Source organism: Myxococcota bacterium, assembly GCA_035498015.1.
In the GTDB taxonomy this organism is placed as follows: domain Bacteria; phylum Myxococcota_A; class UBA9160; order SZUA-336; family SZUA-336; genus VGRW01.
Window position 1 is genome coordinate 1 of sequence record DATKAO010000130.1, and the last position, 23,213, is coordinate 23,213.

The window sequence follows — 23,213 nt, forward strand, 5'->3', positions numbered from 1 at the left end:
TTCTCGCAGGAGACGCTCCACGTCTTCCCGGGGCTGTGCGCAGTCGACACCCCCGCGAGCGTCGAGGCGACCTTCCGCGCGCTCGCCGCGCACGGCATCGTCACCACGCGCGCCGGCGCCTACAAGCCGCGCACCAGCCCCTACGACTTCCAGGGTCACGGCGCGAAGTGTCTGCCCTGGACCTTCGAGCTGGCCGGCAAGTACGGCATCCGCGTGATCGCCATGGAGGTCACGTCCGAGTCGCACGTCGACGAGATCCACGACGCGCTGGCCGCGGCCGGGAACCCCACGGGCGTGATGCTGCAGATCGGCACGCGCAACGCGCAGAACTTCGAGCTCCTGAAGTCGGTCGGCTCGCAGCAGGAGTTTCCGGTGCTGTTCAAGCGCGGGATGGGCATCACGCTCGAGGAGTCACTGAACGCGGTCGAGTACGTGGCCTCGGGCGGCAATCACCGCATCGTGTTCGGCCTGCGCGGCATGAAGACGAACCTGGGCGACCCGCACCGCAACTTCGTCGACTTCGCGATGGTGCCCGTGGTGAAGCGGCTCACGCGCATGCCGGTGTGCATCGACCCGAGTCACTCGGTGGGCAAGCGCACGCTCGCCCCCGACGGGCTCACCGACATCCACCACGTGACCGCGCAGGGCGTGATCGCCGGCGCCAACATGGTGCTGGTCGACTTCCACCCCAACCCGGAAGAGGCGCTGTGCGACGGCCCGCAGGCGCTCACTCCGCCCGAGCTCGAGCACTTCGTGCGCGACGCGCAGCTCGTGCGCGACGCCTACCTGCAGCGTCTGAAGCTGAAGAACGAGCTCGGCTGACCGACTGGCGCTGCGTGTCGTAGGGGCGGGCCGTGGTTTCAAGCGCGGTCGTCGCGTCGAACGCCCGTCGCGACCCAGCGTTCGCGGGTCTCCGGCTCGGGATCGCCGCACGAGCCGATGCCCACGTAGGTGCGCTGCTCGCACTCCACCTCGAACTTCACGCCGTCGGCGGTCACGCGCTGGCCACGCGTGACCACCTCGGCCGCGCCCGGCCGGTGCGCGAGCACAGCGGCCTCGGCCACCTGCTCGAGCTCCGACAGGCCCGTGCGGCCGCGGTAGCAGCGGAGATAGGCCTCGCCGCGCAGCGTCGCCGCCACCAGACCCGGCACGTCGGCAGCAGTGACTCGCCCGTACAGCCGGCCCGAAGGCAGCATGAGACAGTTCGCTGCCAGCCGGTGGCCGCCCAAGTGACTCGCCTCGGCGACCGCGAGCGATCCGCGCAGCGCGGCGGCCAGCGAGCGCCCGAGCTTCCCGCAGCAGCGGTCGTGGCGGCCGTCCGTACAGACCAGCGCGAGCGGGCCGGCCAGGGCAGGGCCCGCGTCGTGGCCCCGCAGGAACTCCGCGATCGCCCGCGCCCCCGCGTCCGCATCGGCCACCCGCAGCTGCAGCGAGCGCCCGGCCGCGAAGTCCGCGCACAGCACTTCGACCCCGCCTCCGCCCCCATCACCGGCGCGGTCGAACAGCCGGAGCTGGAGCTTCCGCCCCTCGGCGCGCGCCGCCTTCTCGAGCGCCCCCACGGAAGGGGGCAGCCCTTCGGAGAGCGCCGCCTTGTCTGCGTGCCAGCGCGCCTTGGGCCAGGCCAGCGCGGCGAAGAGCGGCGCCTCGGAGGCGCTGCCCGCGAGTGGCTCGCCGGCGGCGGCCGCCGCCTCGCTGCACGCCCGGTCGGTGATCGCGATCGTTGCGTCGCTCATGCGTGCGTCGTGTATAACGGCTCTGCGCACCACGTCACAACGGAGGAACTCATGGCCAGCAAGGCCGAGGCGGCGCTCGAGCGCTTCCAGAAGCAGATCGGCAAGGTCGACGGGCCGGGCAAGGCCCACAAGGTCGAGCAGAGTCAGATCAACCTGTTCGCGGACGCGACCGGCGATCACCAGTTCATCCACGTGGACCCGGAGCGCGCGGCGAAGCTCTCGCCCTATAAAGTCACGATCGCGCACGGCTTCCTGACCCTGTCACTCCTGCCGTTCCTGCAGGGCAGCATTCCGCCCGCCGACCCCGAGGCCTACCAGGGCCTGGTCATGGGCGTGAACTACGGGCTCGACAAGGTGCGCTTCCCCGCGCCGGTGAAGGTGGACTCGAGCGTGCGCGCCACGCGCGAGCTGGTCGAGGCGACGCTGGTCGCGCCGAACACGATCCAGCTCAAGCAGAAGGTCACGGTCGAGATCGTCGGCGAGCCCAAGCCGGGGTGTGTCGCCGAGTTCCTGACTCGGCTGATCTACAGCTAGCGCGCCTTGCCCGGGGTCCTGCGCCGCGGCACGCGCCTCGGCAAGTACCGCATCGAGCGTTCGATCGGGAAGGGCGCCTTCTCGGAGGTGTTCGCCGCGCGCGACACGGTCGAGGGGCGGCGCGTCGCGCTCAAGGTCGCGTTCGACTCGGTGGTGCGCGAGTTCGGCCGCCACGAGATGGAGGTCGAGGCGCGCATCGCCTGCAGTCTCTCGCACCCCAACGTGGTCGCGACGCGCAACGCCGACTGGATCGAGGGCCGGTTCGTGATCGCGAGCGAGCTCGCGCGCACGCACGTGTACGACTACCCGCGCGCCTGGCGCTCGGGCGCGGTCGCCCTGCGCATCATCCGCGACGTGGCCGCGGGCCTGGCGCACGCGCACCAGCGCAAGCTCATGCACCGCGACCTGAAGCCCGAGAACGTGCTGGTCTTCCGCGACGGCCATGCGGCGATCACGGACTTCGGAGTGTCTCGCTTCGTGCGCCCGGCCGAGTCACGCAGCTACACCGACGCGGGCACCATGGGCTACATGGCGCCCGAGCAGGCCTACGGCAAGCCCACGCTCGCCTCCGACGTGTTCTCGCTGGGCGTCATCGGCTACGAGCTCTTGACCGGGAAGCTCTTGAAGTGGCCGTTCACCTGGCCACCCGAGCGCTACGACCGCTTCCGCGCCAAGGTGCCCGAGCCGCTGCGCCCGGTGCTGCAGAAGGCCTGCGCGTTCGATCCCGGCGACCGCTACCCGTCGGCGGTCGAGCTGCACGCGGCGCTGGAGGCCGCGTTCCGCCGGATCGAGGCGAGCCATGCGCCCGCGCCGCGCAAGCGCCGGCGGCGCCGCGCCTCCCCCGCGCTGCCCGCGACACCGTTCGCGGCGGGCCGCGAGCTGTTCCGCAAACGCCACGGCCGCGCGCTCGGCATGACCTACACCTGCCGGCGCTGCGCGGGCTCGATCGCCGAAGCCATGAGCGTGTGTCCCTGGTGCGGCTTCAAGGACAACTCGTTCAAGCAAGTCACCAAGGCGCCGCTGGTGTGCGGTCACTGCGAGCGCGGAGTCGAGCCCGAGTGGACCTCCTGCCCCTGGTGCTTCGCGGGCCGCTTCGAAGGCAACGGCCGTCCGCCCCGCGCCGACCCGCGCGCCCTGCGCCACTGCAAGAAGCGCGGCTGCCCCGGCCGGCTGCGCCTGTTCATGCGCTACTGCCCGGTGTGCAAGACCAAGCCGGGCCGCCCCTGGCGCCACGAGGCGCTGCCCGACCGCTGCGCGCGCTGCTCCGGGCCCACCTCGCGCGCCTTCTTCCGCTTCTGCGCCTGGTGCGGGCGGCGCCAGCGGGAGCGCGACTGATCAATACTTGACAGCGTTTATTTTTCAGTGGTAAATATTGGGCCATGGCGCGACCGGCGCTTCGGCCCGACGAGATCGAGAGCTTCAAGGCGCGGCTCTGTGAGGCGGCGATGCAGATGTTCGCCGAGGAGGGCTACGAGGCCGTCACGCTGCGCGCTCTGGCCGAGAAGCTGGGCTGCAGCCACGCGCTCCCGTATCGCTACTTCCGCGACAAAGAGGAGATCTTCGCGGCGGTGTGCGCGCTCGGCTTCGAGCGCTTCGCCGACGCGCTGGAGCGGGCGGCCGCGGGCGTGGAGGATCCGGAGCAGAGACTCCGCGTGCTCGCGCGCGCCTACTTCCGCTTCGCGCTGCGCGAGCCGCACGCCTACCGGATCATGTTCGAGCTGCGCGAGCCCGACCGGCGCGCGAACGCCCAGTACCGCGTGAAGGAGATCCGCTCCTGGCAGGCGCTGCTGTCGGCGGTGGAGCTCGCGGTGCAGGCCGGCGTGCTCGCGGGCGAGCCGAACGCGATCGCCCACCAGTACTGGGCCGCGTTACACGGATTGGTGTCGCTGCACCTGGCCGGCAAGCTCGGCCTGGGTGCGACCGCCCGCGAGCTGCTCGAGCCGCTCATGGACACGCTGATCGCGGGCTCACGAAACACACCCCGAAGGAGACCCAAGCCATGAACGCGAACCCCGACGCCAGCTGGCCGGCGCACCCCAACCTGACGGGCGGCTTCGCGCCGCAGCTCCGGGAATCCGACTTCCCGAAGCTCGAAGTCACGGGCGAGATCCCGCGCGAGCTCGAGGGCACGCTGTATCGCAACGGCCCCAACCCACAGTTCCCGCCGCGCGGCGGCGCGGCCTACCACTGGTTCGACGGCGACGGCATGGTGCACGCGATCTCGTTCGCGGGCGGCCGCGCCGCCTACCGCAACCGCTGGGTGCGCACGCGCCGCTTCGAGCTCGAGCGCAAGGCCGGCCAGGCGCTGTTCGGCGGGCTGCGCTCGATGAGTCACACCGACCCCGACGCCTGGCGCGAGCTCGAGTCACAGGGCCTGTCGAGCTACGACCGGGTGAAGCTCGCGGTCGACGCCGCCAACACCAACATCGTCTGGCACGGCGGGCGCCTCTTGGCGCTGCTCGAGGTGGACCTGCCGACCGAGGTCGACCCGCGCACGCTCGAGACGCTGGGCCGCCACTCGTACGGCGGGCGGCTGCGCAACGAGATGACCGCGCACCCCAAGGTCGACCCGGAGACCGGCGAGCTGTTGTTCTTCGGCTACTCGGCCGAGCCGCCGTTCCTGCGCTACCACGTGGTCGACGCGTCGGGCCGACTCACGCGCAGCGTCGACGTGCCGCGCCGCGTGGGCACGATGATGCACGACTTCATCGCCACCCGGAACCACGTGATCTTCCCGGAGTTCCCGGTCACGATCCGACCCGAGAACCTGCACTCGAACGACCTGTTCCGCTGGGAGCCCGAGCTGGGTACACGGGTCGGTGTCATGCCGCGCGCGGGCACGGCGGCCGACGCGGTCTGGTTCGAGCTCGAGGCCTGCTTCGTCTACCACTTCATGAACGCGCACGAAGTCGGCCGGCGCATCGTGGTCGAGGCCGTGAAGTACCCGCGCGTGGCGCTCTTCCCGACGGCGCGGCCGGGCGAGGACGAGCCGGGGCCGACGCCGGGTCTGCTCACGCGCTGGACCTTCGACCTCGACACGAGGTCGTTCTCGGAGCAGGTGATCGACGACATCCAGAGCGAGTTCCCGCGCCTCGACGAGCGCCGCGCCGGGCTGGCCTACCGCCACGGCTACGCGGTGGGCACGGTGCCGCGCGGCGATGCGACGCTGCCGTTCAACTCGATCGTGCACTACGACCTCGCCACCGGTACCCGCCGCGTGCACGCGCTGCCCGACGGCAGCTCGGCCAGCGAGGCGGTGTTCGTGCCGCGCAGTGACTCGGCGCCGGAAGGCGACGGCTTCCTGCTCGCGCCGGTGTACCGCTGGGCCGAGGACCGCAGCGACGTGCTGGTGCTGGACGCGGCCAACGTCGCGGGGGCGCCGCTCGCGGTGGTGCGCGTGCCGCAGAGAATCCCGTTCGGCTTTCACGGCAACTACGCGGCGGGCGGTACACTGAGCGCATGAAGCAGCAGCCCGGAGACGTCGCGAACAAGCTCCTGTTCGAGAACGAGCGCGTGAAGGTCTGGCAGATGGACCTCGCGCCGGGTGAGCGCTCGGACTTCCACGAGCACACCCACCCGTATCTCATCTGCGTGATCGAAGGCGACACCGTCGACGCGGACTTCGAGAACGGGAAGTCGATCTCGATCCCGGTGAAGCCGGGGCAGGTCTACTACGTCGAGCCGGGGAGTCGAGAGACCGCAGTGAACCGGAGCCAGACCCGGTTCCGCGAGTTTCTGATCGAAATCAAGTCCTGACCGAGTACTCGAACCCGGAGGGGAAGGGCAGAGTCACGGACTCGAAGCCGTTCCTGCCCGACTGCACGTAGTCCAGGAACGGCGCGAGCGCGCGCTTGAAGGTGCGCACGTTGTCGGCCAGCACCACGGCGCCGGGGCGCAGCTTGGGCGCGAGCAGCTCCAACATGGGCAGGTAGAGGTCCTTCCAGCCGTCGAGCAGGAGCAGGTCGATCGGCGGCGGCACGTCGCGCAGCGTCTGCAGGGCGTCGCCGAGGCGCACTTCGGCCACGCCGCCCAGCCCCGCCTCGGCCAGGTTCTCGACCGCCTTCGCGCGCTTGCCGGGCTCGAGCTCCGAGCCGATCACGCGCCCGTTGCCGTTGTCGCGCGCGGCCGCGGCGCCATAGATCGTCGACACGCCGAAGGAGGTGCCGAACTCCACGATCCGGCGCGCCTCGATGCTGCGCGCCACGAGATACAGGAGCTTGCCCTGCGGGCGAGACAGGGGGATGTACACGTCCTTGAAGCGGCGACTCATCTCGGCCGGGTCCATGCGCCGGGCGAGCAGCGCCGAGATGTAGGTCGGCGCGCGTCCCAGCATCCGGAACACGTCGCCCGAGGCGGCTTCGTGCAGCCGATCGAGCACGGTCTTCACCCGCGGGTCTTCCAGCGAGCTCGGGCGGGCGGCCACGGACAGCGCGCGTTCCATCCTTCGGACTCCTCCGCGGCCAGTGTACCTCCGCCGCGCGTTACAATCGCGCCATGCCGAACCCACGCAACCCCCGCAGCGCAGTGACTACCGCCGGCGACGCGCGCGCCCCCAACCGCGCGATGCTGCGCGCCGTCGGCTTCCGCGACGCCGACTTCGGCAAGCCGATCGTCGGCATCGCGAACGCGCATAGCAACATCACGCCCTGCAACGCGGGCCTCGACGGCCTGGCGGCGGCCGCCGCCGAAGGCGTGCGGCGCGCGGGCGGCATGCCGCAGACCTACGGCACGATCACGATCTCGGACGCGATCTCGATGGGCACCGAGGGCATGAAGTGCTCGCTCGTGTCTCGCGAGGTGATCGCGGATTCGATCGAGACGGTGACTCGCGGCCAGTGGCACGACGGGGCGCTGGTGATCGGCGGCTGCGACAAGAACATGCCCGGCGCGCTGATCGCGCTGGCTCGGCTCGACGTGCCCTCGATCTTCGTCTACGGCGGCACGATCAAGCCGGGTCACTACCGGGAGAACGACCTCACGATCGTGTCGGTCTTCGAGGCCGTGGGCGCGCACGGCTCGGGCAAGCTCAGCGACGGCGACTTTCTCGAGATCGAGCGCCGCGCCTGCCCGGGCTTCGGCTCGTGCGGCGGCATGTACACCGCGAACACCATGTCGAGCGCGATCGAGGCGCTGGGCATGTCACTGCCCGCCAGCTCCACTCAGGCCAACGAGTCCGACGAGAAGCGCGCGAGCGCGGGCGAGAGCGGCACGGCGCTGGTGGCGCTGGTCGAGAAGAACCTCAGCGCGCGCAAGATCATGACGCGCCAGGCGTTCGAGAACGCGATCACCGTGGTCATGGCGGTGGGCGGCTCGACCAACGCGGTGCTGCACCTGCTGGCGATCGCGCACTCCGCCCAGGTGCCGCTCGAGCTCGACGACTTCGAGCGCATCCGCGCGCGCGTGCCGGTGCTCGCGGACATGAAGCCGAGCGGCCGCTACGTGGCCACCGACCTGCACCGCGTGGGCGGCATTCCGCTGGTCATGAAGATGCTGCTCGAGAAGGGGCTCATTCACGGCGAATGTCTCACCGTGACCGGCAAGACGATCGCCGAGAACCTGGCGCGCGTGCCCGCAGCGCCGCCCGCGGGTCAGGCCGTGGTGCGGCCGTGGAGCAACCCGGTGTATCCCGAGGGCCACCTGGCGGTGCTGCGCGGCAACCTCGCCAGCGAGGGCGCGGTCGCGAAGATCAGCGGCATCGAGATTCACGAGATCACGGGCCCCGCGCGCGTGTTCGACTCCGAAGAGGCGGCCATGGACGCGATCATGGGCGACCGCATCCGCGCCGGCGACGTGCTCGTGATCCGCTACGAGGGCCCGAAGGGCGGTCCGGGCATGCGCGAGATGCTCTCGCCCACGAGCGCGCTGATCGGGAAGGGTCTGGGCAACTCGGTCGGCCTGCTCACCGACGGGCGCTTCTCGGGCGGAACCTACGGCCTGGTCGTGGGCCACGTGTCTCCCGAGGCGGCCGTGGGCGGCGCGATCGCGCTCGTGCACGAAGGTGACTCGATCACCATCGACAGCAAGCAGCGCCTGCTGCAGCTCAACGTGCCCGAGGCCGAGCTCGCCAGACGCCGCGCCGCGTGGCGGCCGCCGGCGCCCAGATACACCGCGGGCGTGCTGGCGAAGTACGCCAAGCTCGTGTCGAGCGCCACTTACGGGGCCGTGACCGACAAGGGCCTGTGAGGTGAGCTGGGTCGCGGTCGCGGCGCTGCTCGGCACGGCCTCGGTCGTGGCGGGCGCGTTCGGCGCGCACGGACTGCGCGACTCGGTGACTCCCGAGCGCCTCTCGGCCTGGCACACGGCGTCGCACTACGCGCTGGTGCACAGCGTCGCGATCCTGGCGCTCGGGCTGTTCGCCCAGGCGACCGGCCGCTCGGTGAGCTTGCCGGCGAGTCTCTTCAGCGTCGGAGTGGTGCTGTTCTCCGGCTCGATCTTCGGTCTCGTGCTCTGGGAGTTGCGTGCGCTCGGACCCGTGACGCCGCTCGGCGGGCTGTGTCTGATCGCCGGCTGGCTGTCGGTGCTGTGGCTCGCCCGCGGTGTTTCTGCCGGTTAGCTGAGGCGCTCCTCATCTACGACACCGATTGACCGCGCTCGCGACCTCCCTGTAGCTTGCAAACGCTCGTCACCCCTGCCCCCGGAGCTCGCCCCGTGCGACTTTCGTCCGCTGTTTCGCGCCTCTTCACGCTGCTCCTGCCGTTCGTCTTCCTGTGCGCGTCGCGCGGCGCCTGGGCGCTGCCTCCAGACCTCGACAGCGACGGGCTCGCGAACGCCGCCGACGACTGTCCGTTCGTCGCGAACCCGCGGCAGCAGGATCTGGGCGGCTTCGGCGCGGCCTCGTCGCCCGACGGGATCGGCGACGCCTGTCAGTGCGGCGACGTGACCGGCTCGGGCCGGGTCGACTCCGGCGACGTGACCGCGATCCGGCAGTCACTCGCCAACCCCGCGGCCGCGCTGTCTCCCGCGGCGCTCGATCGCTGTGCGGTCTTCGGCGACCTGGCCGACTGCAACGTGGTGCAGGTCAGCGTCCTGCGGCGTGCGCTCGCCACGCCCGCGCTGCCGCCCCTGGTGTCTCCCGCCACGCCGCAGCACTGCGTCGCGGCGCTGACCGAGGACGTCTACGTCGAGACCTCCGGCGTGCCCGGGGCGGCCGGCACGGCCGCGAGCCCGCTGCCGCGCATCAGCGACGCGCTCGCCCGCGCGCGGGCGGACCGCGCCAGCGGCCAGCTGCCAGCGGGCGGGGGGATCCGGGTCCACGTGGGCTCCGGCACCTTCACCGGCTCGTACGATGCCGCGGCGCTGGCCGCGAACCCGCAGTACGAGCCGTTCCCGATCGTGCTGAACGTGCCGCGACTCGACCTGCTCGGCGCGACCACGCTCTCGCTCGACGCCGACGGCTTGCCGACCGGCATTGCCTCGGGTCCGCTCACCGTGCTGCGCCCGGACGTGAACCTCGGCGCGAGTCAGTCGATGCTGGTCGTGGGCCGCACCAGCGACGGCGGTGCCGGCGACCAGGTGACCGTCCGCGGCTTCGACTTCGACGGGCAGGCCTCGGCGCCCGCCTCGATGGCGGTGTTCGCCGACCGGGTCGGGGCCTTCGCGCTGCGCGGCAACGCGGTCATGAACGTGGGCTTCGGTCTGCACACGCGGCTGACGTCGGGAACGATCGAAGGCAACTATCTCGTCGCCAACCAGGACGCCGGTGCGTTCGTGAGCGGCGGGAGTACCGCGTTCCCGGCCTCCGTCACGTTCCGCGCCAACCGCGCGCTGGCGAACGGCCCCTACGGCCTGATGGCCGCGGCGGTCGGCACGGTCGGCTTCCCGGTCGACCTCGGCACCAACACGCTCGCGCTCCAGTCACTCCAGACGACCTACGACCGCGCCAACCCGACCGACCTCGCGAACCTGCCCGAGAGACTCGATCTTGCCGCGACCGGCAACGAGTTCTCGGTGCACACCGTGTTCGGCCTGCGGCTGTTCGGCGTCTACCCGCAGGGCAACGCCGAGAGCTGCGCGGCCACGATCGGCTACGGCACCGCGAGCGCCGCTCAGCCCGTGACTGCCGTCCTGCACGCCGATCTGCGCGGCAACTTCTTCGACTTCAACGACTTCTACGGGCTGGGCACCGAGCTCGGCTTCCCCTGCCGCAGCGACCCGCGCGCGTTCGAGTTCGACCTGACCGGCACGTTCGCCGACGACCTGTTCGCCGCGAACGGCATCGCCGGCAGCCTGCTGACCTTCACGGCCTGGCCGCTCACGCTCGGGCTCGATCCACCCGGCGTCTGGAAGTACGCCTCGACCTCGTCCTGGGCAGTCACCGACCCGTCGGGCGAGCTCAGCGGCTTCCACTACGATCACCCCGTGACCGACCCGGTCAGTGGCCAGACCCTTTCCAACACGCTCACGGTGAACGGAGTCGAGGCCCCGCACGGCACGTTCCTCGGGCCGTGACTCCCGAGTCTCCGTACGCCCCGCCGCAGGCGTCTCTCCGGCCCGAGCGGGCGCCTGAGGTCGACGACCTCGCGAGCACCGGCCAGCGCTTCGCGGACTACCTGATCGACTCCTTCGCGACCCTGGCGCTCTACCTGGTGTGGCTCGTGATCGCGGGGCCGCAGGACGGCCTGCGGGCGTTCCTCAGCTCGACCGCGATTCCCCTCGTCTACTACTTCGCGCTCGAGGCGACGCTGGGTCAGACGCTCGGCAAGCTCGTGACCGGCGTGCGCGTGGTATCCGAGGACGGGAAGCCCGCGACGGCCGGTCAGATCGCGCGGCGCACGCTCTCGCGGCTGATTCCGTTCGAGGCGCTCACGTTCCTGGGGAGCCGCGACGGCCGGCCGGTGGGCTGGCACGACAGCCTCGCCCACACGCGAGTCATTCGAGCGCGCTGAACGCGAACACCGCGCGATCCGACGGTGAGTGGCGCGGCCACGCACCCACCAACGGCGACCGCGGGGCGCCCGTCGTGGCGAAGGCGGCGAACGCGTCGCGCATGCGGCGGCCGACGGGCTTGGCTTCCGGCACCGATTCGAAGAAGCGGCCGAGCGGCGTGATGCGCCGCGTACCGAACACGAGCGGCAGGTCCAGACCGTGGAATGCGCCGGTGTCTCCCAGGCCCGTGGCTCCGGAGAGATCGAAGCGGTACTGGAACACGGGTGCACCGCGCTCCGCGGCCTGGTCGGCGAGGCGCTGCGCCGGCGCGCGGTACAGGAGCTCGGTGGCCACGCGGTGGAAGAGCGCGTGGGGCGAGGCGCGGTGGTCGTGCTCGACCGCCTCGGCGGCCAGCTCTGGACTCACGCCCTCGGCCGCCAGCCGGGTCACGAGGTCTTCGCGTCCCAGCCGAGTCAGTCCGGGCTCGATCAAGTCGAGCACGCGTGACTCGTCGCGCGCGGTGCCGATCAGCAGCGGCACGCCGGGACCTTCGGGTGCGCCCGCCGGATCGAGCGGAGCGCGCGGCAGGCGCTCGCCGTCGACGACCGGGCGGAAGCCGCCCGCGTGTCTCTGCGCGGCCAGCAGGTCGGCCAGCGGCAGGCCGGCGAGCTTCGCGCCGTCGCGCGGCAACAGCTCGAGCGCGCGCAGGAACGCGGCGCGGCGCGCCTCGGCGCGCTCCAGTGAGTCGACCTCGTATCGGCCGCTGGCGAGGATCGCGCGCTGGCACAGCGGGCGCGCGGCCGGCATCGCCATGAGACACCCGACGGCCGTCGCGCCCGCGCCGTGACCGAACAGGGTCACGCGCGCCGGGTCGCCGCCGAAGGCGTCGATCTCGTCGCGCACCCACTCGAGGCCGGCCAGCAGGTCGAGCAGCCCCAGGTTGGGCGCGAAGAAGCCGAGCGCCCCGAGCCGGTACTGCAGTGACACCACCACCAGGTCGCCGCCGCGCGCCAGGCGCCGGCCGCGAATGCACGGCTCGCCCGTCGATCCCTCCTGGAAGCCGCCGCCGTGCACGAACACCAGCACCGGCCGCGGCACGCCGTCGAAGCCCGCGGTCCACAGGTCGAGCGCGAGACAGTCCTCGCTCTGTTTCTCGGCGCGTTCGCCCAAGAGCGCCGCGAAGCGCGAGGCGTTCTGCGGTGCGGCGGGCGCCGGGTCACCGCAGTCGCGCACCCCGGGCCAGGGCTCGGCGGGCGCGGGCGGGCGCAGCCGCAGCGCACCGAGCGGCGGCCGCGCGTACGGAATGCCGCGAAAGGCGGTCACACCGCGGTCGAGGCGGCCGCGGACTCGGCCCGAGCGGGTGTCGACGACGAGGGGCAAGGGGTGAGGAGCTCCTGCACGCGAGCCTACCACGGCGCATCTCGCGCGCCGCACTCCGGCTAAGATCTGCCGCGCGCATGCGCAGCAGAGCGGCAGATTCGGCAGACCCGTGGTCACGCCTGCAGGCCGGACTGCCGGCGTTGCCCTGGCTCGCGGCCGCGCTCGGAGTGATTCCGCTCGTGCTGCACGGCTTCCCGCAGGGCCACGACTGGAGCTTCGAGCTCCTGCGCGTGAGTGAGTACCAGGCGGCCTGGGCGGCGGCGCAGCGGCCACCGTATTGGGCCGGGAACCTGTACGGCGGCTACGGCTCGCCGGTGTTCCTGTTCTACGCCCCTCTGTTCTCGGCGGCGGCGTCGGCGGCGGGGTGGCTCGCGGGCTCTGTGCCGCGCGGGGCGACGGCGGTGCTGGTGGCGGCCTCGCTGGCCTCGGTGCCCGCCGTGCGGGCCTTCCTGGCCGGCCTGCTCGACGCGCTGGGCGTGCGCTCGCCCGCGGCGGTGCGGCTCGGGACCGTCTGCTTCCTGCTCCACCCGTATCTGCTGTGCGACAAGTGGGCGCGCAACGCCGACGCGGAGTTTCTCGCGCTTTGTCTCCTGCCGGTGCCGTTGGCGGGCGTGACCGCCGCGGCGCGCGCGCCGCTCCGGGCGTTCGCGGCCATCTCGGCCGGGCTCGCCGGCGTGGCGCTGGCGCACAACCTGACGGCCGGAGTGGCGGTGGCCGCGGTGCTGGCCAGCGCGCTCGCGCTGCACGGGCGGGGCACGCGAATCACCTGGGCCGCGGTGGCGGGCGGGCTCGCGGCGGGGCTCGCGCTCTCGGCCTTCTTCTGGCTGCCGGTGCTGGCGCTGCGCGACTGGATCCGGCCCGAGGAGCTCGTGCGCGGCAAGTTCGACTACCGGAGCCAGTTCCAGTCACTGACCGATGTTTTCGGCTACGGGCGCTTCTTCTCGGTCGGGCTCGTGACTCCTGCGCTCGTGCTGGCCGCCGGGCCGCTCTCCGCCGCCGCCGCGCGCAGCACACGGCGCATGCTGGGCTGGCTGTGCGCGGCCGCGCTCGGGCTCGTGTTCCTGGTGATTCCGGCGAGCGCGCCGGTCTGGGCGGCGATGCCGGGCCTGCCGCTGTTCCAGTTCCCGTGGCGCATGCTCGGGCCGTTGGGTCTGGTCTCGGCCGGCCTGATGGCGCTGGTCACGGCCTGTGCCCTCGCGCGCCGGTCCGCGCGCACGCGCGCGCTCTTCGAGCTCGGCCTGGCGGCCGGGCTCGCGCTCAACGCCGTCCCGATGCTGCGCGCGTACCGGCCGCTTCCGCCCGAAGCGCAGGCCGCGGTCGCGGCCTTCGCCAGCCCGAGCGCGGTGCGCGAGAGCCTGGCGTCGGTGACCGTGGGCGACGAGTACCTGCCGCGCGCGAGTGACCCCAACGTGTGGCGGCTCGAACGGCCGAGCGACGGTCCGGTCGTGGCGGCCACCGGGGCGACGCGCATCGAGACCCTGGAAGACGGCGGCACGCGCATCCTGCTAGCGACTCACTCGCCGCTGCGCGCGCGGCTGCGGCTGGCGCGCTTCGCCTTTCCCGGCTGGCGGGCCGAGATCGACGGCGCGCCCGCCGAGTGGCGGCCCAGCCCGCTCGGCACGGTCGAGCTCGAGGTGCCGGCAGGCGACGCGCAGGTGCGCCTCGAGCTCGCGCCGCCCGCGTCGCGCGTGGCGGGTCTATGGATCTCGGGTATCTCGCTGGGCGTCTGGGCGCTCGGGCTGATCCTCGCGAGCCGACGCGCGCGCGCTTCGATAGCTTCGCAGCCATGAGCAGCGCGCAGCGCATCCTGGCCGGGCTGGTCTTCCTGACGATCGCGGCCACCGTGGTGGTGGGCGGGCACTTGTACATCGCGCAGCGCTTCGTGTTCGATCCAGAGCTGTCGGGCGCGGCGCGAGTGACTGCGCTGGGCGCGATCGCGCTCGGCTTCGTGTCTCTGTTCGCGCAGCCGCTCGCCGAGAGACTCGTGCGCCCGCCCTGGAACCGGCTGGTCGGCTGGCCGGCGTCGGTCTGGATGGGAGTCGCGTTCCTCTCCCTGGTGGTGCTGGCGGCGGGCGACGCCGCGCGCTGGATCGCGGGCGGCGTGGCCTACGCGGCGGGCGACGAGCTGCCGTCGTTCCAGGCCTCGGCGCGCGTGCAGGCCGCGGTGTCGTTCGCGCTGGTGTGCGCAGCGGCCCTGTTCGGACTGATCGCGGCGCTGCGGCCGCCGCGGCTCGCGCGGGTCGAGATCCCGCTCGCGCGCTGGCCGCGCGCGCTCGACGGCTTCCGGATCGCCCAGATCAGTGACATCCACATCGGGCCGCTGCGCGACCGGCGCTTCTCGCGGCACCTGACCGAGCGCGTGAACGCGCTCGGCGCCGACCTGGTGTGCGTGACCGGCGACCTGGTCGACGGCAGCGCGCGGCTCCTGGCCGACGAGGTCGCGCCGTTCGGCGGCCTGCGCGCGCGCCACGGCAGCTACTTCGTGACGGGCAACCACGACCACTACTCCGGGGCGGACGCCTGGGTGGGGGTCGTGGAGCGGCTCGGGCTCGTGCCGCTGCGCAACCGGCACGTCGAGCTCGAGCAGGCGGGCGCGCGCTTCACGCTGGCGGGCGTGGACGACCACCGCGGCGGCTTCGGCGACGGCCAGCGCGAAGACCTGGCGGCGGCGCTCGCGGGCCGCGACCCGGCGCTGCCGCTCTTGCTGCTCGCGCACGACCCCAACACCTTCAAGCGGGCGTCACAGAACGGTGTAGACCTGCAGCTCTCGGGTCACACGCACGGCGGGCAGATCTGGCCGTTCGTGCACCTGGTGCGGCTGGTCGAGCCGTTCGTCGCGGGCCGCTACGCGCGCAACGGCTCCGAGCTGTACGTGAGCCGCGGCACCGGCTTCTGGGGCCCGCCCATGCGGCTGTTCGCGCCGGCCGAGATCACGGAGATCACGCTGCGCTCAGCGTGACGGAAGCGCCGCCTGGCCGCGGTGCAGGAACCAGCCGTCGACCACGACCCGGCGCGCGAACAGGGCATTGCCGAGCAGCTTCTCCACCAGCCAGGGCCGGATGCGCGCAGGCAGATGGTCGGAGAGACCGGGCCCGAGCGGGCGGTCGCGCGGGCCGAAGCGCGCTTCCATGGCGCGCGCGTAGCTCTCGAGATCCTGGGCCGCGAGCGCGCGCGCGGCCAGCAGGCCCGACTCGACCGCCGGCCGGATGCCCTCGCCGCTCTGCGGCCAGGCGAGCCCCGCCGAGTCTCCCACGAGCACGAAGCCGTCGCCCGCGAGCGGCCGCGGCGTCTGGCCGTACAGCACGTAGGCGTGGCCGTGGCGTTTGGGCGGCGTGCGCGGCGGCAGCTTGCCGAGTGACTCGCACAGCGCCAGGAAGCGCTGCGCGTGACCCGACAGATCGTGCGTGTCCTGCCGGCCGATGCCGACGTTCAGCACGGGCCCCTTGCGCACGAGCCACGCGTAGCCGCGCAGGTCGCGCTCGAAGAACAGCTCCGGCACCTCGGGTGACACGGGGCAGCGCCGCGCCTGCTCGGCGTCGAGCGCGAACTCGACCTCCTGTGCGGCGATCACCGGCTCGGTGGCGCGCGCGTCGGGCGCGAGCTGGCGGGAGACGGGACAGAAGTGACCCCCGGCGCCGACCAGGACGGGCGCGCGCAGGGCGCCGTTCACGACCCAGGCGCCGCCGTCGCGCGCCAGCGTGCGCAGCGGCTCGCCCAGGAACAGCTTGGCGCCCGAGCGCCCGAGCAGGTACGCGTCGAGCTCGCAGCGCAGGATGCCGTAGCTCACGACCTCGGGGTAGGTGACTCGCGCCGGCTTGCCGCCCGCCAGGCTCACCTCGAAGCCGCGGATCGGCTGGATCACCCGGCCGCCGGCGGCGTACTCGTGGGCGTCGAGCTCGAGCTCGGCGAGGATCTGCGGCGTGACCCAGCCCGCGCATACCTTGTCGCGCGGGAACTGCTTGGCGTCGAGCAGCGCCACGCGCAGCCCGAGTCTCTCGGCCTGCCAGGCGCAGGTCGAGCCGGCCGGCCCGCCGCCGACGACGATCGCGTCGAACTCGTCCAAGCTAGCGCCCGCCACCGTACAGGTGGGCGCGGTTCCAGGGCAGGTCGCGCGAGCGCGGGCGCTGGAACACGACCTGCCACAGCTGCAGGTTGCCGACGTGGAACGACGCGATCGAGCCCGCGAGATACAGCCGCCAGGTGCGCACGAAGCGCGCGTCGAAGCGGCGCTCGACGGCGGCCGCCTGCTTCTCGAAGCGCTCCAGCCAGTGCTCGAGCGTCTTCTCGTAGTGCAGGCGCAGGTTCTCCACGTCGATCACCGCCAGGTCGTAGGGCGACAGGATGCCGACCATCTCCTCGAGCGTGGGTGAGTACGAGCCCGGGAAGATGTTGCGCTCGATCCATGGATCCATGGGCCGGCGCTGCACGCGCCCGATCGAGTGGATCAGGCCGCGGCCGTGCTCGGGCAGACAGCGGTCGATGACTCGTCCGAGCGCGTCGTAGTTCTCGTCGCCCACGTGCTCCAGCATGCCGACCGACACGAACGCATCGAAGCTGCCGGTCACGTTCCGGTAGTCGTCGAGCCGGTACTCGACACGGTCGTCGAGGCCTTCGGCCTTGGCGCGCTCGCGCGCGTACGCGACCTGCTCCTCGGAGATGTTGTAGGCGGTGACGTACACACCGTGGTGTCGAGCCATGTGCAGCGCGAGCGAGCCCCAGCCGCAGCCGGCCTCGATCACGCGCTCGCCCGGCCGCAGCCAGACCTTGCGCGACACGTGCTCCATCTTCGCGACCTGCGCTTCTTCGAGCGAGGCGGTCGGCGTCGGGAAATACGCGCAGGTGTAGGCCATGCGCTCGTCGAGCCACTGCGCGTAGAACTCGTTGCCCAGGTCGTAGTGGCGGTGGATGTTCTCGCGCGAGCGCGAGAGTGACTTGCTGCGCCGGCGGAACAGCTCCCAGGCGTCGCGGGCGCGCTTGGCCAGAGTGAATCGCTCGGGCACGGCGAGCACGAGCTTCAACACGGTCGGCAGGTCGCCCTCGATCTCGATCCGGCCGTCCTGATAGGCGCAGGCCAGGCCGAGATCGGGGTGCAGCGCCAGGTCGAGCATGAGCCGGCGGTCACGGAACGCCACGCGGCCCACGGGCGGCAGGTCGGAGCAGCGTACCTCCTCGCCGTTCCAGAGCACGAGTCGGATGCGCGGGTCACCGCGCGTTTGCAGGATCCGGCGCGCCATGGCGCGCTCCAGGCCAGTCACGGAGCCTCGGGTCATGATCGACCTCCCCGGTTCTGACCCCTCAAGCATAAACCGGGCCGTGAATCCTGGGTTAACTCGTGAGTGCCTCCCAGTGCAGGCAGCCGTCGACGGGCCTGCGGGGCGGGCGCCCGTGCTTTCCGAGCGGCCAACCGATGGGTAACAGCGCGGCGCTGGGGCATTTCTCGGGCAGGCCGAGCCACGCGTCGCACTCACGGCCGAAGGACCGGTGCATGGTGGTGAGTGAGGCGCCGAGTCCTACGGCCCGGCAGGCCAGAAGTACATTCTGCACGCAGGGAAACAGGGCCTGCAGCTGGGGCTCCCCGCGGCGCTCCCACCCCGCCACGAACAGGTGTACGGGCACCTCGTGCAGGTGCTCGGCGAGCCAGATCGCCGCGCGCATGTTGCGGCGTCCTGCCTCGGGGAAACTCGGGTCGCGGGCCGCCAGCTCGGCGGGAGCGATGTAGCTGCGGAAGGCGCGCAGATAGCGCTCGGCCACCCAGGCGCGGCGCTCCGGCTCGGTGACTGCCACGAAGACCCACGGCTGCCGGTTGCCGCCGCTGGGGGCGAACGTGCCCGCCTCGCACACCTTGCGGATCAGCTCGCGCGGCACCGGATCCGGCCGGAGCCGACGGATCGCGCGGGCGCTGCGGATGCCCTCGAGCAGCGGCACCTGTTCGCCCGCCGCCGCGATCTCTTCGGGAGTCACCGCGCGATCTCGAGCAGCTCGTCGAAGCGCCGGATCACGTGCTGGGGTCGCGGACCCTGCGCCGGCGGCTCGCGGTCCTCGCGGTGCCAGATCAGCACGGAGCGCAGGCCGAGCGCGTTCGCGCCGCCCACGTCGTGGAACAGCGAGTCACCCACGAAGATCGCCTCGCCGGGCGCGCAGCCCGCGGAGGCGAGCGCCTGCCGGAAGATGTCGGGCGCCGGCTTGCACGAGCGCGCGCGCTCGCTCGACAGCACGGCGTCGAAGTGACTGCGCACGGAGGCGATCGCGAGCAGGTGGTCGAGCTGATCGTCGTCGATGTTGGAGACCATGCCGATGTGCAGCCCGCGCGCGCGCAGCCCGTCGAGCGTCTCGCGCACACCGGGCCGCAGCGCGAAGTCGCGCGCGTGCAGGTCCCAGCGCAGTTTGCGGTAGCGCTCGAGCGTGTCGGCGTCGGCGCGCACGCCGAGCTCTGCGAGCACGGCGTGCGAGGTGTCGTCGAACAAGTCCCTGTGCAGGTAGAACGGGCGCTCTCGGTAGCTCTCGAACACCTGCTTCGAGGCGGCGCGCTGCGCGCGGGCGATCGCGTCCGGGCCCGCGTCGGAGCCCGCCCAGCGCACCAGCTGCGAGAGACTCTCGGCTTCCGCGCGCGCGAAGCAGCGGTAGTCGTAGAGCGTGCCGCCGAAGTCGAAGAGCACGGCGCGAGTCACTCGGGCACGTCCTTCAGCACCGAGAGCTGGTCGCGGTAGGCCGCGCGCACCGCGGCGATCTCGCGCGAGTCGAAGCCCAGCTCCTCGCCGATCTGCGTGATCTCGTTGTTCTCGACCACGGAGATGTTGTTGTCGGCCGCCGCGACCGCGAACAGGCAGCGCAACAGGTCGATGCGCTGCGCGCGGTTCGACATCTCCTTGAACTGGCGCGTCACGAGATAGTTCTCGGTGCCCGCGAGCGCGGTGGCCTGGGTCTTCGCCATCTGCACCACCAGGAGCGCCTGAGCTTCGCTGAGCGTCGAGTATTCGCGCACCAGCTTCAGCATCTGCTCGGTCTCCTCGCGCGAGATCTCGAGGTCGGCCCGCGCCACGCGGGCGAGCACGTAGGCGAACGCGGCCAGGAAGCGCGCCTCGGCCGGCGGCAGCGCGTCGAGCTCGCGCGCGATGCGCCGCACCGTCGCCGTGTCGCGCGCGTCGTTGGCGCCGCGATCCTCGAGTCCCACCAGCCGCCGCAGCGCTCTCATGGGGGGCCTATATGGGGCAGCGGGGCCACGAGTTCAACTCCTTGCGGGCTCCCGCCCCCCGCGCATACGATACGCGCCGCGCCGCCAGGGCGGGGCAGCCCCCGTCGCGCCAGCCGGGCGCGGCAACCGGTTTTCGGGAGGATTTTCGCTTGGAGAACCCAGACACGTTCCGCGCCGACGTCGCGAAGTGGCTCGAGGAGAACTGCCCGCCATCGATGCGCAAGCCCATGGGCTCCGAGGAGGAGGCCAACTGGGGCGGCCGGCGCAAGCAGTACGCGAACCCCGAGGAGAAGCTCTGGCTCGACCGCATGGCCGCCCGCGGCTGGACCTGCCCGACCTGGCCGAAAGAGTACGGCGGCGGCGGACTCACTGCGGCGCAGGCGCGCGTGCTGGCCGACGAGCTGCGCAAGATCCGCGCGCGCCCGCCGCTGATCAGCTTCGGCATCACCATGCTCGGCCCCGTCCTGCTCGAGTACGGCAACGAGGAGCAGAAGCGCGAGCACCTGCCCAAGATCGTGCGCGGCGAGATCCGCTGGTGTCAGGGCTACAGCGAGCCCGGCGCGGGCTCCGACCTGGCGGGCCTGCAGACGCGCGCCGAGGACAAGGGCGACCACTATCTCGTGAACGGCCAGAAGATCTGGACCTCGTACGCGAACTACGCGGACTGGATCTTCTGTCTGGTGCGCACCGACCCCAACGCCGCCAAGCACGACGGCATCTCGTTCCTCTTGTTCGACATGGAGTCACCGGGCGTGAGTGTCTCGCCGATCAAGCTGATCAGTGGCAGCTCGCCCTTCTGCCAGACGTTCTTCCAGGACGTGAAGGTGCCCAAGAAGAACCTGGTGGGCGTGAAGAACGGCGGCTGGACGATCGCCAAGAAGCTCCTGCAGCACGAGCGCGAGATGATCGGCGGCATGGGCTTCGGCCTGGCCGCGAGCGGCGGCGGCGCCACCATGGAGCAGCTCGCCAAGGAGTACTGCGGCGACGATTCCGGGCGCATCGCCGACCCGGTGATCCGCTCCGAGGTCGTGCAGCACCTGATGGACCAGCGCGTCTTCGCCACCACCGTGCGGCGCTCGGTCGAGGAGGCCAAGGCGGGGCAGGGCCCCGGCGCGGCGTCGTCGATGTTCAAGCTGTACGGCACCGAGATGAACAAGCGCCGCTACGAGCTCTTGGTGAAGATCCTGGGCTCGCAGGCCCTGGGCTGGGAAGGCAGCGGCTTCTCGCCGCGCGAGCTCGCGACCACGCGCGAGTGGCTGCGCTCGAAGGGCAACTCGATCGAGGGCGGCACGAGCGAGGTCCAGCTCAACATCATCGCCAAGCGCGTGCTTGGCCTGCCTGACTGAGCGGGTCAGCGCGCGGCGAAGCCGCGCTGCCCGCACGGCACACCTGCGGCGTGCCTTCCGTGGAGGAATCACATGTCACTCGCACTCTCTGAAGAGCAGGAGCTGCTGCGCAACACCGCGCGTGAGTTCATCGCCGAGCACTCGCCGGTGAAGGAGCTGCGCCGCTTGCGCGACTCGAACGACCCGGTCGGCTTCTCGCGCGAGCTGTGGAGTCAGATGGCGGAGCTCGGCTGGGCGGGCATCGTCCTGCCCGAGGAGCACGGCGGCGCCGACCTGGGCTACGCGGAGCTCGGCATCGTGCTCGAGGAGTGCGGGCGCACGCTCGCCGCGACCCCCCTCTTCTCGACGCTCCTCCTGGGCGCGAACGCGCTCTTGCTGGCCGGCGACGGCACGCAGCGCAAGGAGATCCTCGCGCGCGTAGCCAAGGGCGAGGCGATCCTCGCGCTCGCGCTCCAGGAAGGCGCGCACCACGCGCCGTACCAGGTGGCGACCCGCGCCGAGGCCAGCCGCGACGGCTACAAGCTCACGGGCAAGAAGACCTTCGTGCAGGACGGCCACGTGGCGGACCAGACCGTGGTGGTCGCGCGCGTGTCCGGCAAGCCCGGCGAGCGCGACGGGCTGGCGCTGTTCCTCGTGCCCAAGAACGCGCGCGGGCTCCAGGTGACTCGCACGGTCATGGTCGACGGCCGCAACGCGGCGCAGCTCCAGCTCGACGGCGTCGAGGTCGACCGCTCGGCGGCGATCGGCACGGTGGGCCGCGGGGCCGACGTGCTCGACCCGGTGCTCGACCGCGCGACGATCGGCCTGTGCGCCGAGACGCTGGGCACGGTCGCCGAGGCCTTCGAGCGCACCGTGAGCTACCTGAAGACGCGCAAGCAGTTCGGCGTGGCGATCGGCAGCTTCCAGGCGCTGAAGCACCGCGCCGCGGTGATGTTCACCGAGGTGGAGCTCTCGCGCTCGATCGTGCTCGACGCGCTGCGCGCGATCGACGAGAAGCGCCCCGACGTGCCCCTCCTGGCCTCGGTCGCCAAGGCGCGCCTCTCCGACACCGCCTTCCTGGTCGGCAACGAGGCCGTGCAGATGCACGGCGGCATCGGAGTCACCGACGAGGAGGAGATCGGCCTGTTCCTGAAGCGCGCGCGCGTCGCGGAGCTCACGCTGGGTGACGCGGCCTACCACCGCGCGCGCTTCGCGGCGCTGTCGGGGTTCTAGGCCTTCGCGAAGGCCGCCCTGAGCGAGGCCCGCAAGCGGCGAAGCCGCGCGCAGCGAGCCGCAGGCGAGCGAAGTCAGTCAGGGCTTCGCGAAGGCCGCCCTGAGCGAGGCCCGCAAGCGGCGTAGCCGCGCGCAGCGAGCCGCAGGCGAGCGAAGTCAGTCAGTATCGGATCAGTGAGGAATCGCAGCCTGGCACTGCTGCGGCAGGCTGGCGGCGAGCCCGGCCACCGCGCGCCGGATCACGACCACGTCGAGGACGTCGCACACGGTCGCCGTGCCGCCGGCCACCGAGCACTTGTCGAGCGCGGACTGATTGAACGGCACGCCGCTGGGGTTCGCGAGGTGCGCTCGGTACAGGGTCACGTCGCCCTGGTCGACGATGCCTTCGCCGCTCACGTCGCCGCACTGACACACGTTGCCGATGCCGTCGGGGATCGCGAACCCGATGCCGCCCGCATCTTCCTGGCCGGGGTTCGACACATAGGGGCAGTTGTCGGCGGCGTTGCAGGTGCCGTCGGTGTCGCCGTCGGGGGCGGGCGAGCCCGCGCAGGTGCCGCCCGAGCAGACGTCGCCCAGGGTGCAGACGTGCCCGTCGTTGCAGGACGTGCCGTTCAACGGCGCCGGGTTGAACACGCACAGGCCCGTGGACGGATTGCAGCTGTCGGCCGTGCAGCCGTTCGAGTCATTGCACACCGTGGCGCTGCCGCCGACGCAGACACCCGCGTTGCAGGTGTCGACCTGGGTGCACGCGTTGCCGTCGTTGCACGACGTGCCGTTCATCGGCGCCGGATTGAACACGCAGCCGCTCGACGGGTTGCAGCTGTCGGCCGTGCAGGCGTTCGAGTCGTTGCAGACCAGGGCGGAGCCGCCGCCGCAGCTGCCGGAGCCGTTGCAGGTCTCGCCCGTGGTGCAAGCGTTCGAGTCGCTGCAGGTGGAGCCGGAGGCCGCGAA

Annotated in this window: 23 protein-coding genes; 14 read left to right on the top strand and 9 right to left on the bottom strand. The window is 71.9% G+C overall.

What is annotated here, in order from left to right:
* Positions 1 to 822, top strand: an 822-nt coding sequence (locus tag VMR86_11540; GenBank protein HTO07673.1) for a 3-deoxy-7-phosphoheptulonate synthase, incomplete at its 5' end; no start/stop codon positions are given.
* A 38-nt stretch (positions 823 to 860) separates the two neighbouring features.
* On the opposite strand, the gene VMR86_11545 is transcribed toward VMR86_11540, so the two are convergent.
* The gene (locus VMR86_11545) at positions 861 to 1,733 is read right to left on the bottom strand and encodes a sucrase ferredoxin (protein HTO07674.1); all 873 of its coding nucleotides are present in this window, start codon (positions 1,731 to 1,733) and stop codon (positions 861 to 863) included.
* A gap of 51 nt (positions 1,734 to 1,784) precedes the next feature.
* Between VMR86_11545 and VMR86_11550 the strand changes: the two genes are divergently transcribed.
* From VMR86_11550 to VMR86_11570, 5 genes are read left to right on the top strand one after another with little or no spacing between them, the layout of a single operon-like run.
* Positions 1,785 to 2,267 carry a MaoC family dehydratase gene (locus VMR86_11550; GenBank protein ID HTO07675.1) on the top strand — a complete coding sequence of 161 codons (483 nt, stop codon included), beginning with the start codon at positions 1,785 to 1,787 and terminating at the stop codon, positions 2,265 to 2,267.
* Between the two features lie 6 nt (positions 2,268 to 2,273).
* Entirely contained in the window at positions 2,274 to 3,602 is a 1,329-nt protein-coding gene (locus tag VMR86_11555; protein ID HTO07676.1) for a serine/threonine-protein kinase, read from the top strand.
* Positions 3,603 to 3,646: 44 nt separating this feature from the next.
* Positions 3,647 to 4,270: a TetR/AcrR family transcriptional regulator gene (locus tag VMR86_11560; protein HTO07677.1), complete on the top strand. Its 624-nt coding sequence runs from the start codon at positions 3,647 to 3,649 to the stop codon at positions 4,268 to 4,270.
* Positions 4,267 to 5,730, top strand: a complete 1,464-nt coding sequence (locus VMR86_11565) for a carotenoid oxygenase family protein (GenBank protein ID HTO07678.1) — start codon at positions 4,267 to 4,269, stop codon at positions 5,728 to 5,730. The genes VMR86_11560 and VMR86_11565 overlap by 4 nt, the downstream gene beginning before the upstream one ends.
* Positions 5,727 to 6,023 carry a cupin domain-containing protein gene (locus tag VMR86_11570; protein ID HTO07679.1) on the top strand — a complete coding sequence of 99 codons (297 nt, stop codon included), beginning with the start codon at positions 5,727 to 5,729 and terminating at the stop codon, positions 6,021 to 6,023. The genes VMR86_11565 and VMR86_11570 overlap by 4 nt, the downstream gene beginning before the upstream one ends.
* Here VMR86_11570 and VMR86_11575 read toward each other — a convergent pair.
* Complete coding sequence (locus VMR86_11575) at positions 6,013 to 6,708, bottom strand: class I SAM-dependent methyltransferase (GenBank protein HTO07680.1); 696 nt, start codon at positions 6,706 to 6,708, stop codon at positions 6,013 to 6,015. The genes VMR86_11570 and VMR86_11575 overlap by 11 nt on opposite strands.
* 53 nt (positions 6,709 to 6,761) lie before the next feature.
* On the opposite strand from VMR86_11575, the gene ilvD reads away from it, so the two are divergent.
* The 4 genes from ilvD to VMR86_11595 all read left to right on the top strand — a co-directional run bounded on the left by ilvD (position 6,762) and on the right by VMR86_11595 (position 11,152).
* Complete coding sequence (gene ilvD, locus VMR86_11580) at positions 6,762 to 8,450, top strand: dihydroxy-acid dehydratase (protein HTO07681.1); 1,689 nt, start codon at positions 6,762 to 6,764, stop codon at positions 8,448 to 8,450.
* 1 nt (position 8,451) lies between these two features.
* The gene (locus VMR86_11585; protein HTO07682.1) at positions 8,452 to 8,820 is read left to right on the top strand and encodes a DUF423 domain-containing protein; all 369 of its coding nucleotides are present in this window, start codon (positions 8,452 to 8,454) and stop codon (positions 8,818 to 8,820) included.
* 95 nt (positions 8,821 to 8,915) lie between these two features.
* The gene (locus VMR86_11590; protein HTO07683.1) at positions 8,916 to 10,715 is read left to right on the top strand and encodes a hypothetical protein; all 1,800 of its coding nucleotides are present in this window, start codon (positions 8,916 to 8,918) and stop codon (positions 10,713 to 10,715) included.
* Positions 10,712 to 11,152, top strand: coding sequence for an RDD family protein (locus VMR86_11595; GenBank protein ID HTO07684.1), 441 nt, complete (start codon positions 10,712 to 10,714; stop codon positions 11,150 to 11,152). The genes VMR86_11590 and VMR86_11595 overlap by 4 nt, the downstream gene beginning before the upstream one ends.
* On the opposite strand, the gene VMR86_11600 is transcribed toward VMR86_11595, so the two are convergent.
* Positions 11,136 to 12,512, bottom strand: a complete 1,377-nt coding sequence (locus VMR86_11600) for a carboxylesterase family protein (GenBank protein HTO07685.1) — start codon at positions 12,510 to 12,512, stop codon at positions 11,136 to 11,138. The genes VMR86_11595 and VMR86_11600 overlap by 17 nt on opposite strands.
* A gap of 140 nt (positions 12,513 to 12,652) precedes the next feature.
* On the opposite strand from VMR86_11600, the gene VMR86_11605 reads away from it, so the two are divergent.
* Together VMR86_11605 and VMR86_11610 are read left to right on the top strand one after the other, a co-directional pair.
* The gene (locus tag VMR86_11605; GenBank protein HTO07686.1) at positions 12,653 to 14,302 is read left to right on the top strand and encodes a hypothetical protein; all 1,650 of its coding nucleotides are present in this window, start codon (positions 12,653 to 12,655) and stop codon (positions 14,300 to 14,302) included.
* Complete coding sequence (locus VMR86_11610) at positions 14,299 to 15,471, top strand: metallophosphoesterase (GenBank protein ID HTO07687.1); 1,173 nt, start codon at positions 14,299 to 14,301, stop codon at positions 15,469 to 15,471. The genes VMR86_11605 and VMR86_11610 overlap by 4 nt, the downstream gene beginning before the upstream one ends.
* Here the strand turns inward: VMR86_11610 and VMR86_11615 are convergent.
* The 5 genes from VMR86_11615 to VMR86_11635 are packed head-to-tail and all read right to left on the bottom strand — an operon-like array spanning position 15,463 to position 19,704.
* The gene (locus VMR86_11615) at positions 15,463 to 16,575 is read right to left on the bottom strand and encodes an NAD(P)/FAD-dependent oxidoreductase (protein HTO07688.1); all 1,113 of its coding nucleotides are present in this window, start codon (positions 16,573 to 16,575) and stop codon (positions 15,463 to 15,465) included. The two genes, VMR86_11610 and VMR86_11615, sit on opposite strands and share 9 nt — an antisense overlap.
* Position 16,576: 1 nt before the next feature.
* On the bottom strand, positions 16,577 to 17,782 hold the full coding sequence (locus VMR86_11620; GenBank protein ID HTO07689.1) for a cyclopropane-fatty-acyl-phospholipid synthase family protein: 1,206 nt from the start codon (positions 17,780 to 17,782) through the stop codon (positions 16,577 to 16,579).
* A gap of 55 nt (positions 17,783 to 17,837) precedes the next feature.
* Entirely contained in the window at positions 17,838 to 18,473 is a 636-nt protein-coding gene (locus tag VMR86_11625) for a nitroreductase family protein (GenBank protein ID HTO07690.1), read from the bottom strand.
* Entirely contained in the window at positions 18,470 to 19,180 is a 711-nt protein-coding gene (locus VMR86_11630; GenBank protein ID HTO07691.1) for an HAD family hydrolase, read from the bottom strand. The genes VMR86_11625 and VMR86_11630 overlap by 4 nt, the downstream gene beginning before the upstream one ends.
* The gene (locus VMR86_11635) at positions 19,177 to 19,704 is read right to left on the bottom strand and encodes a TerB family tellurite resistance protein (protein ID HTO07692.1); all 528 of its coding nucleotides are present in this window, start codon (positions 19,702 to 19,704) and stop codon (positions 19,177 to 19,179) included. The genes VMR86_11630 and VMR86_11635 overlap by 4 nt, the downstream gene beginning before the upstream one ends.
* A gap of 149 nt (positions 19,705 to 19,853) precedes the next feature.
* Here VMR86_11635 and VMR86_11640 point away from each other — a divergent pair, with 149 nt between their 5' ends.
* Both VMR86_11640 and VMR86_11645 read left to right on the top strand, forming a co-directional pair.
* A complete protein-coding gene (locus VMR86_11640; GenBank protein ID HTO07693.1) occupies positions 19,854 to 21,050 on the top strand; it encodes an acyl-CoA dehydrogenase family protein in 1,197 nt (398 codons plus the stop codon).
* Between the two features lie 72 nt (positions 21,051 to 21,122).
* Positions 21,123 to 22,262: an acyl-CoA dehydrogenase gene (locus VMR86_11645; protein HTO07694.1), complete on the top strand. Its 1,140-nt coding sequence runs from the start codon at positions 21,123 to 21,125 to the stop codon at positions 22,260 to 22,262.
* A 171-nt stretch (positions 22,263 to 22,433) separates the two neighbouring features.
* Here the strand turns inward: VMR86_11645 and VMR86_11650 are convergent.
* Positions 22,434 to 23,213: hypothetical protein (locus VMR86_11650; protein HTO07695.1), on the bottom strand; the 780-nt coding region annotated here is incomplete at its 5' end.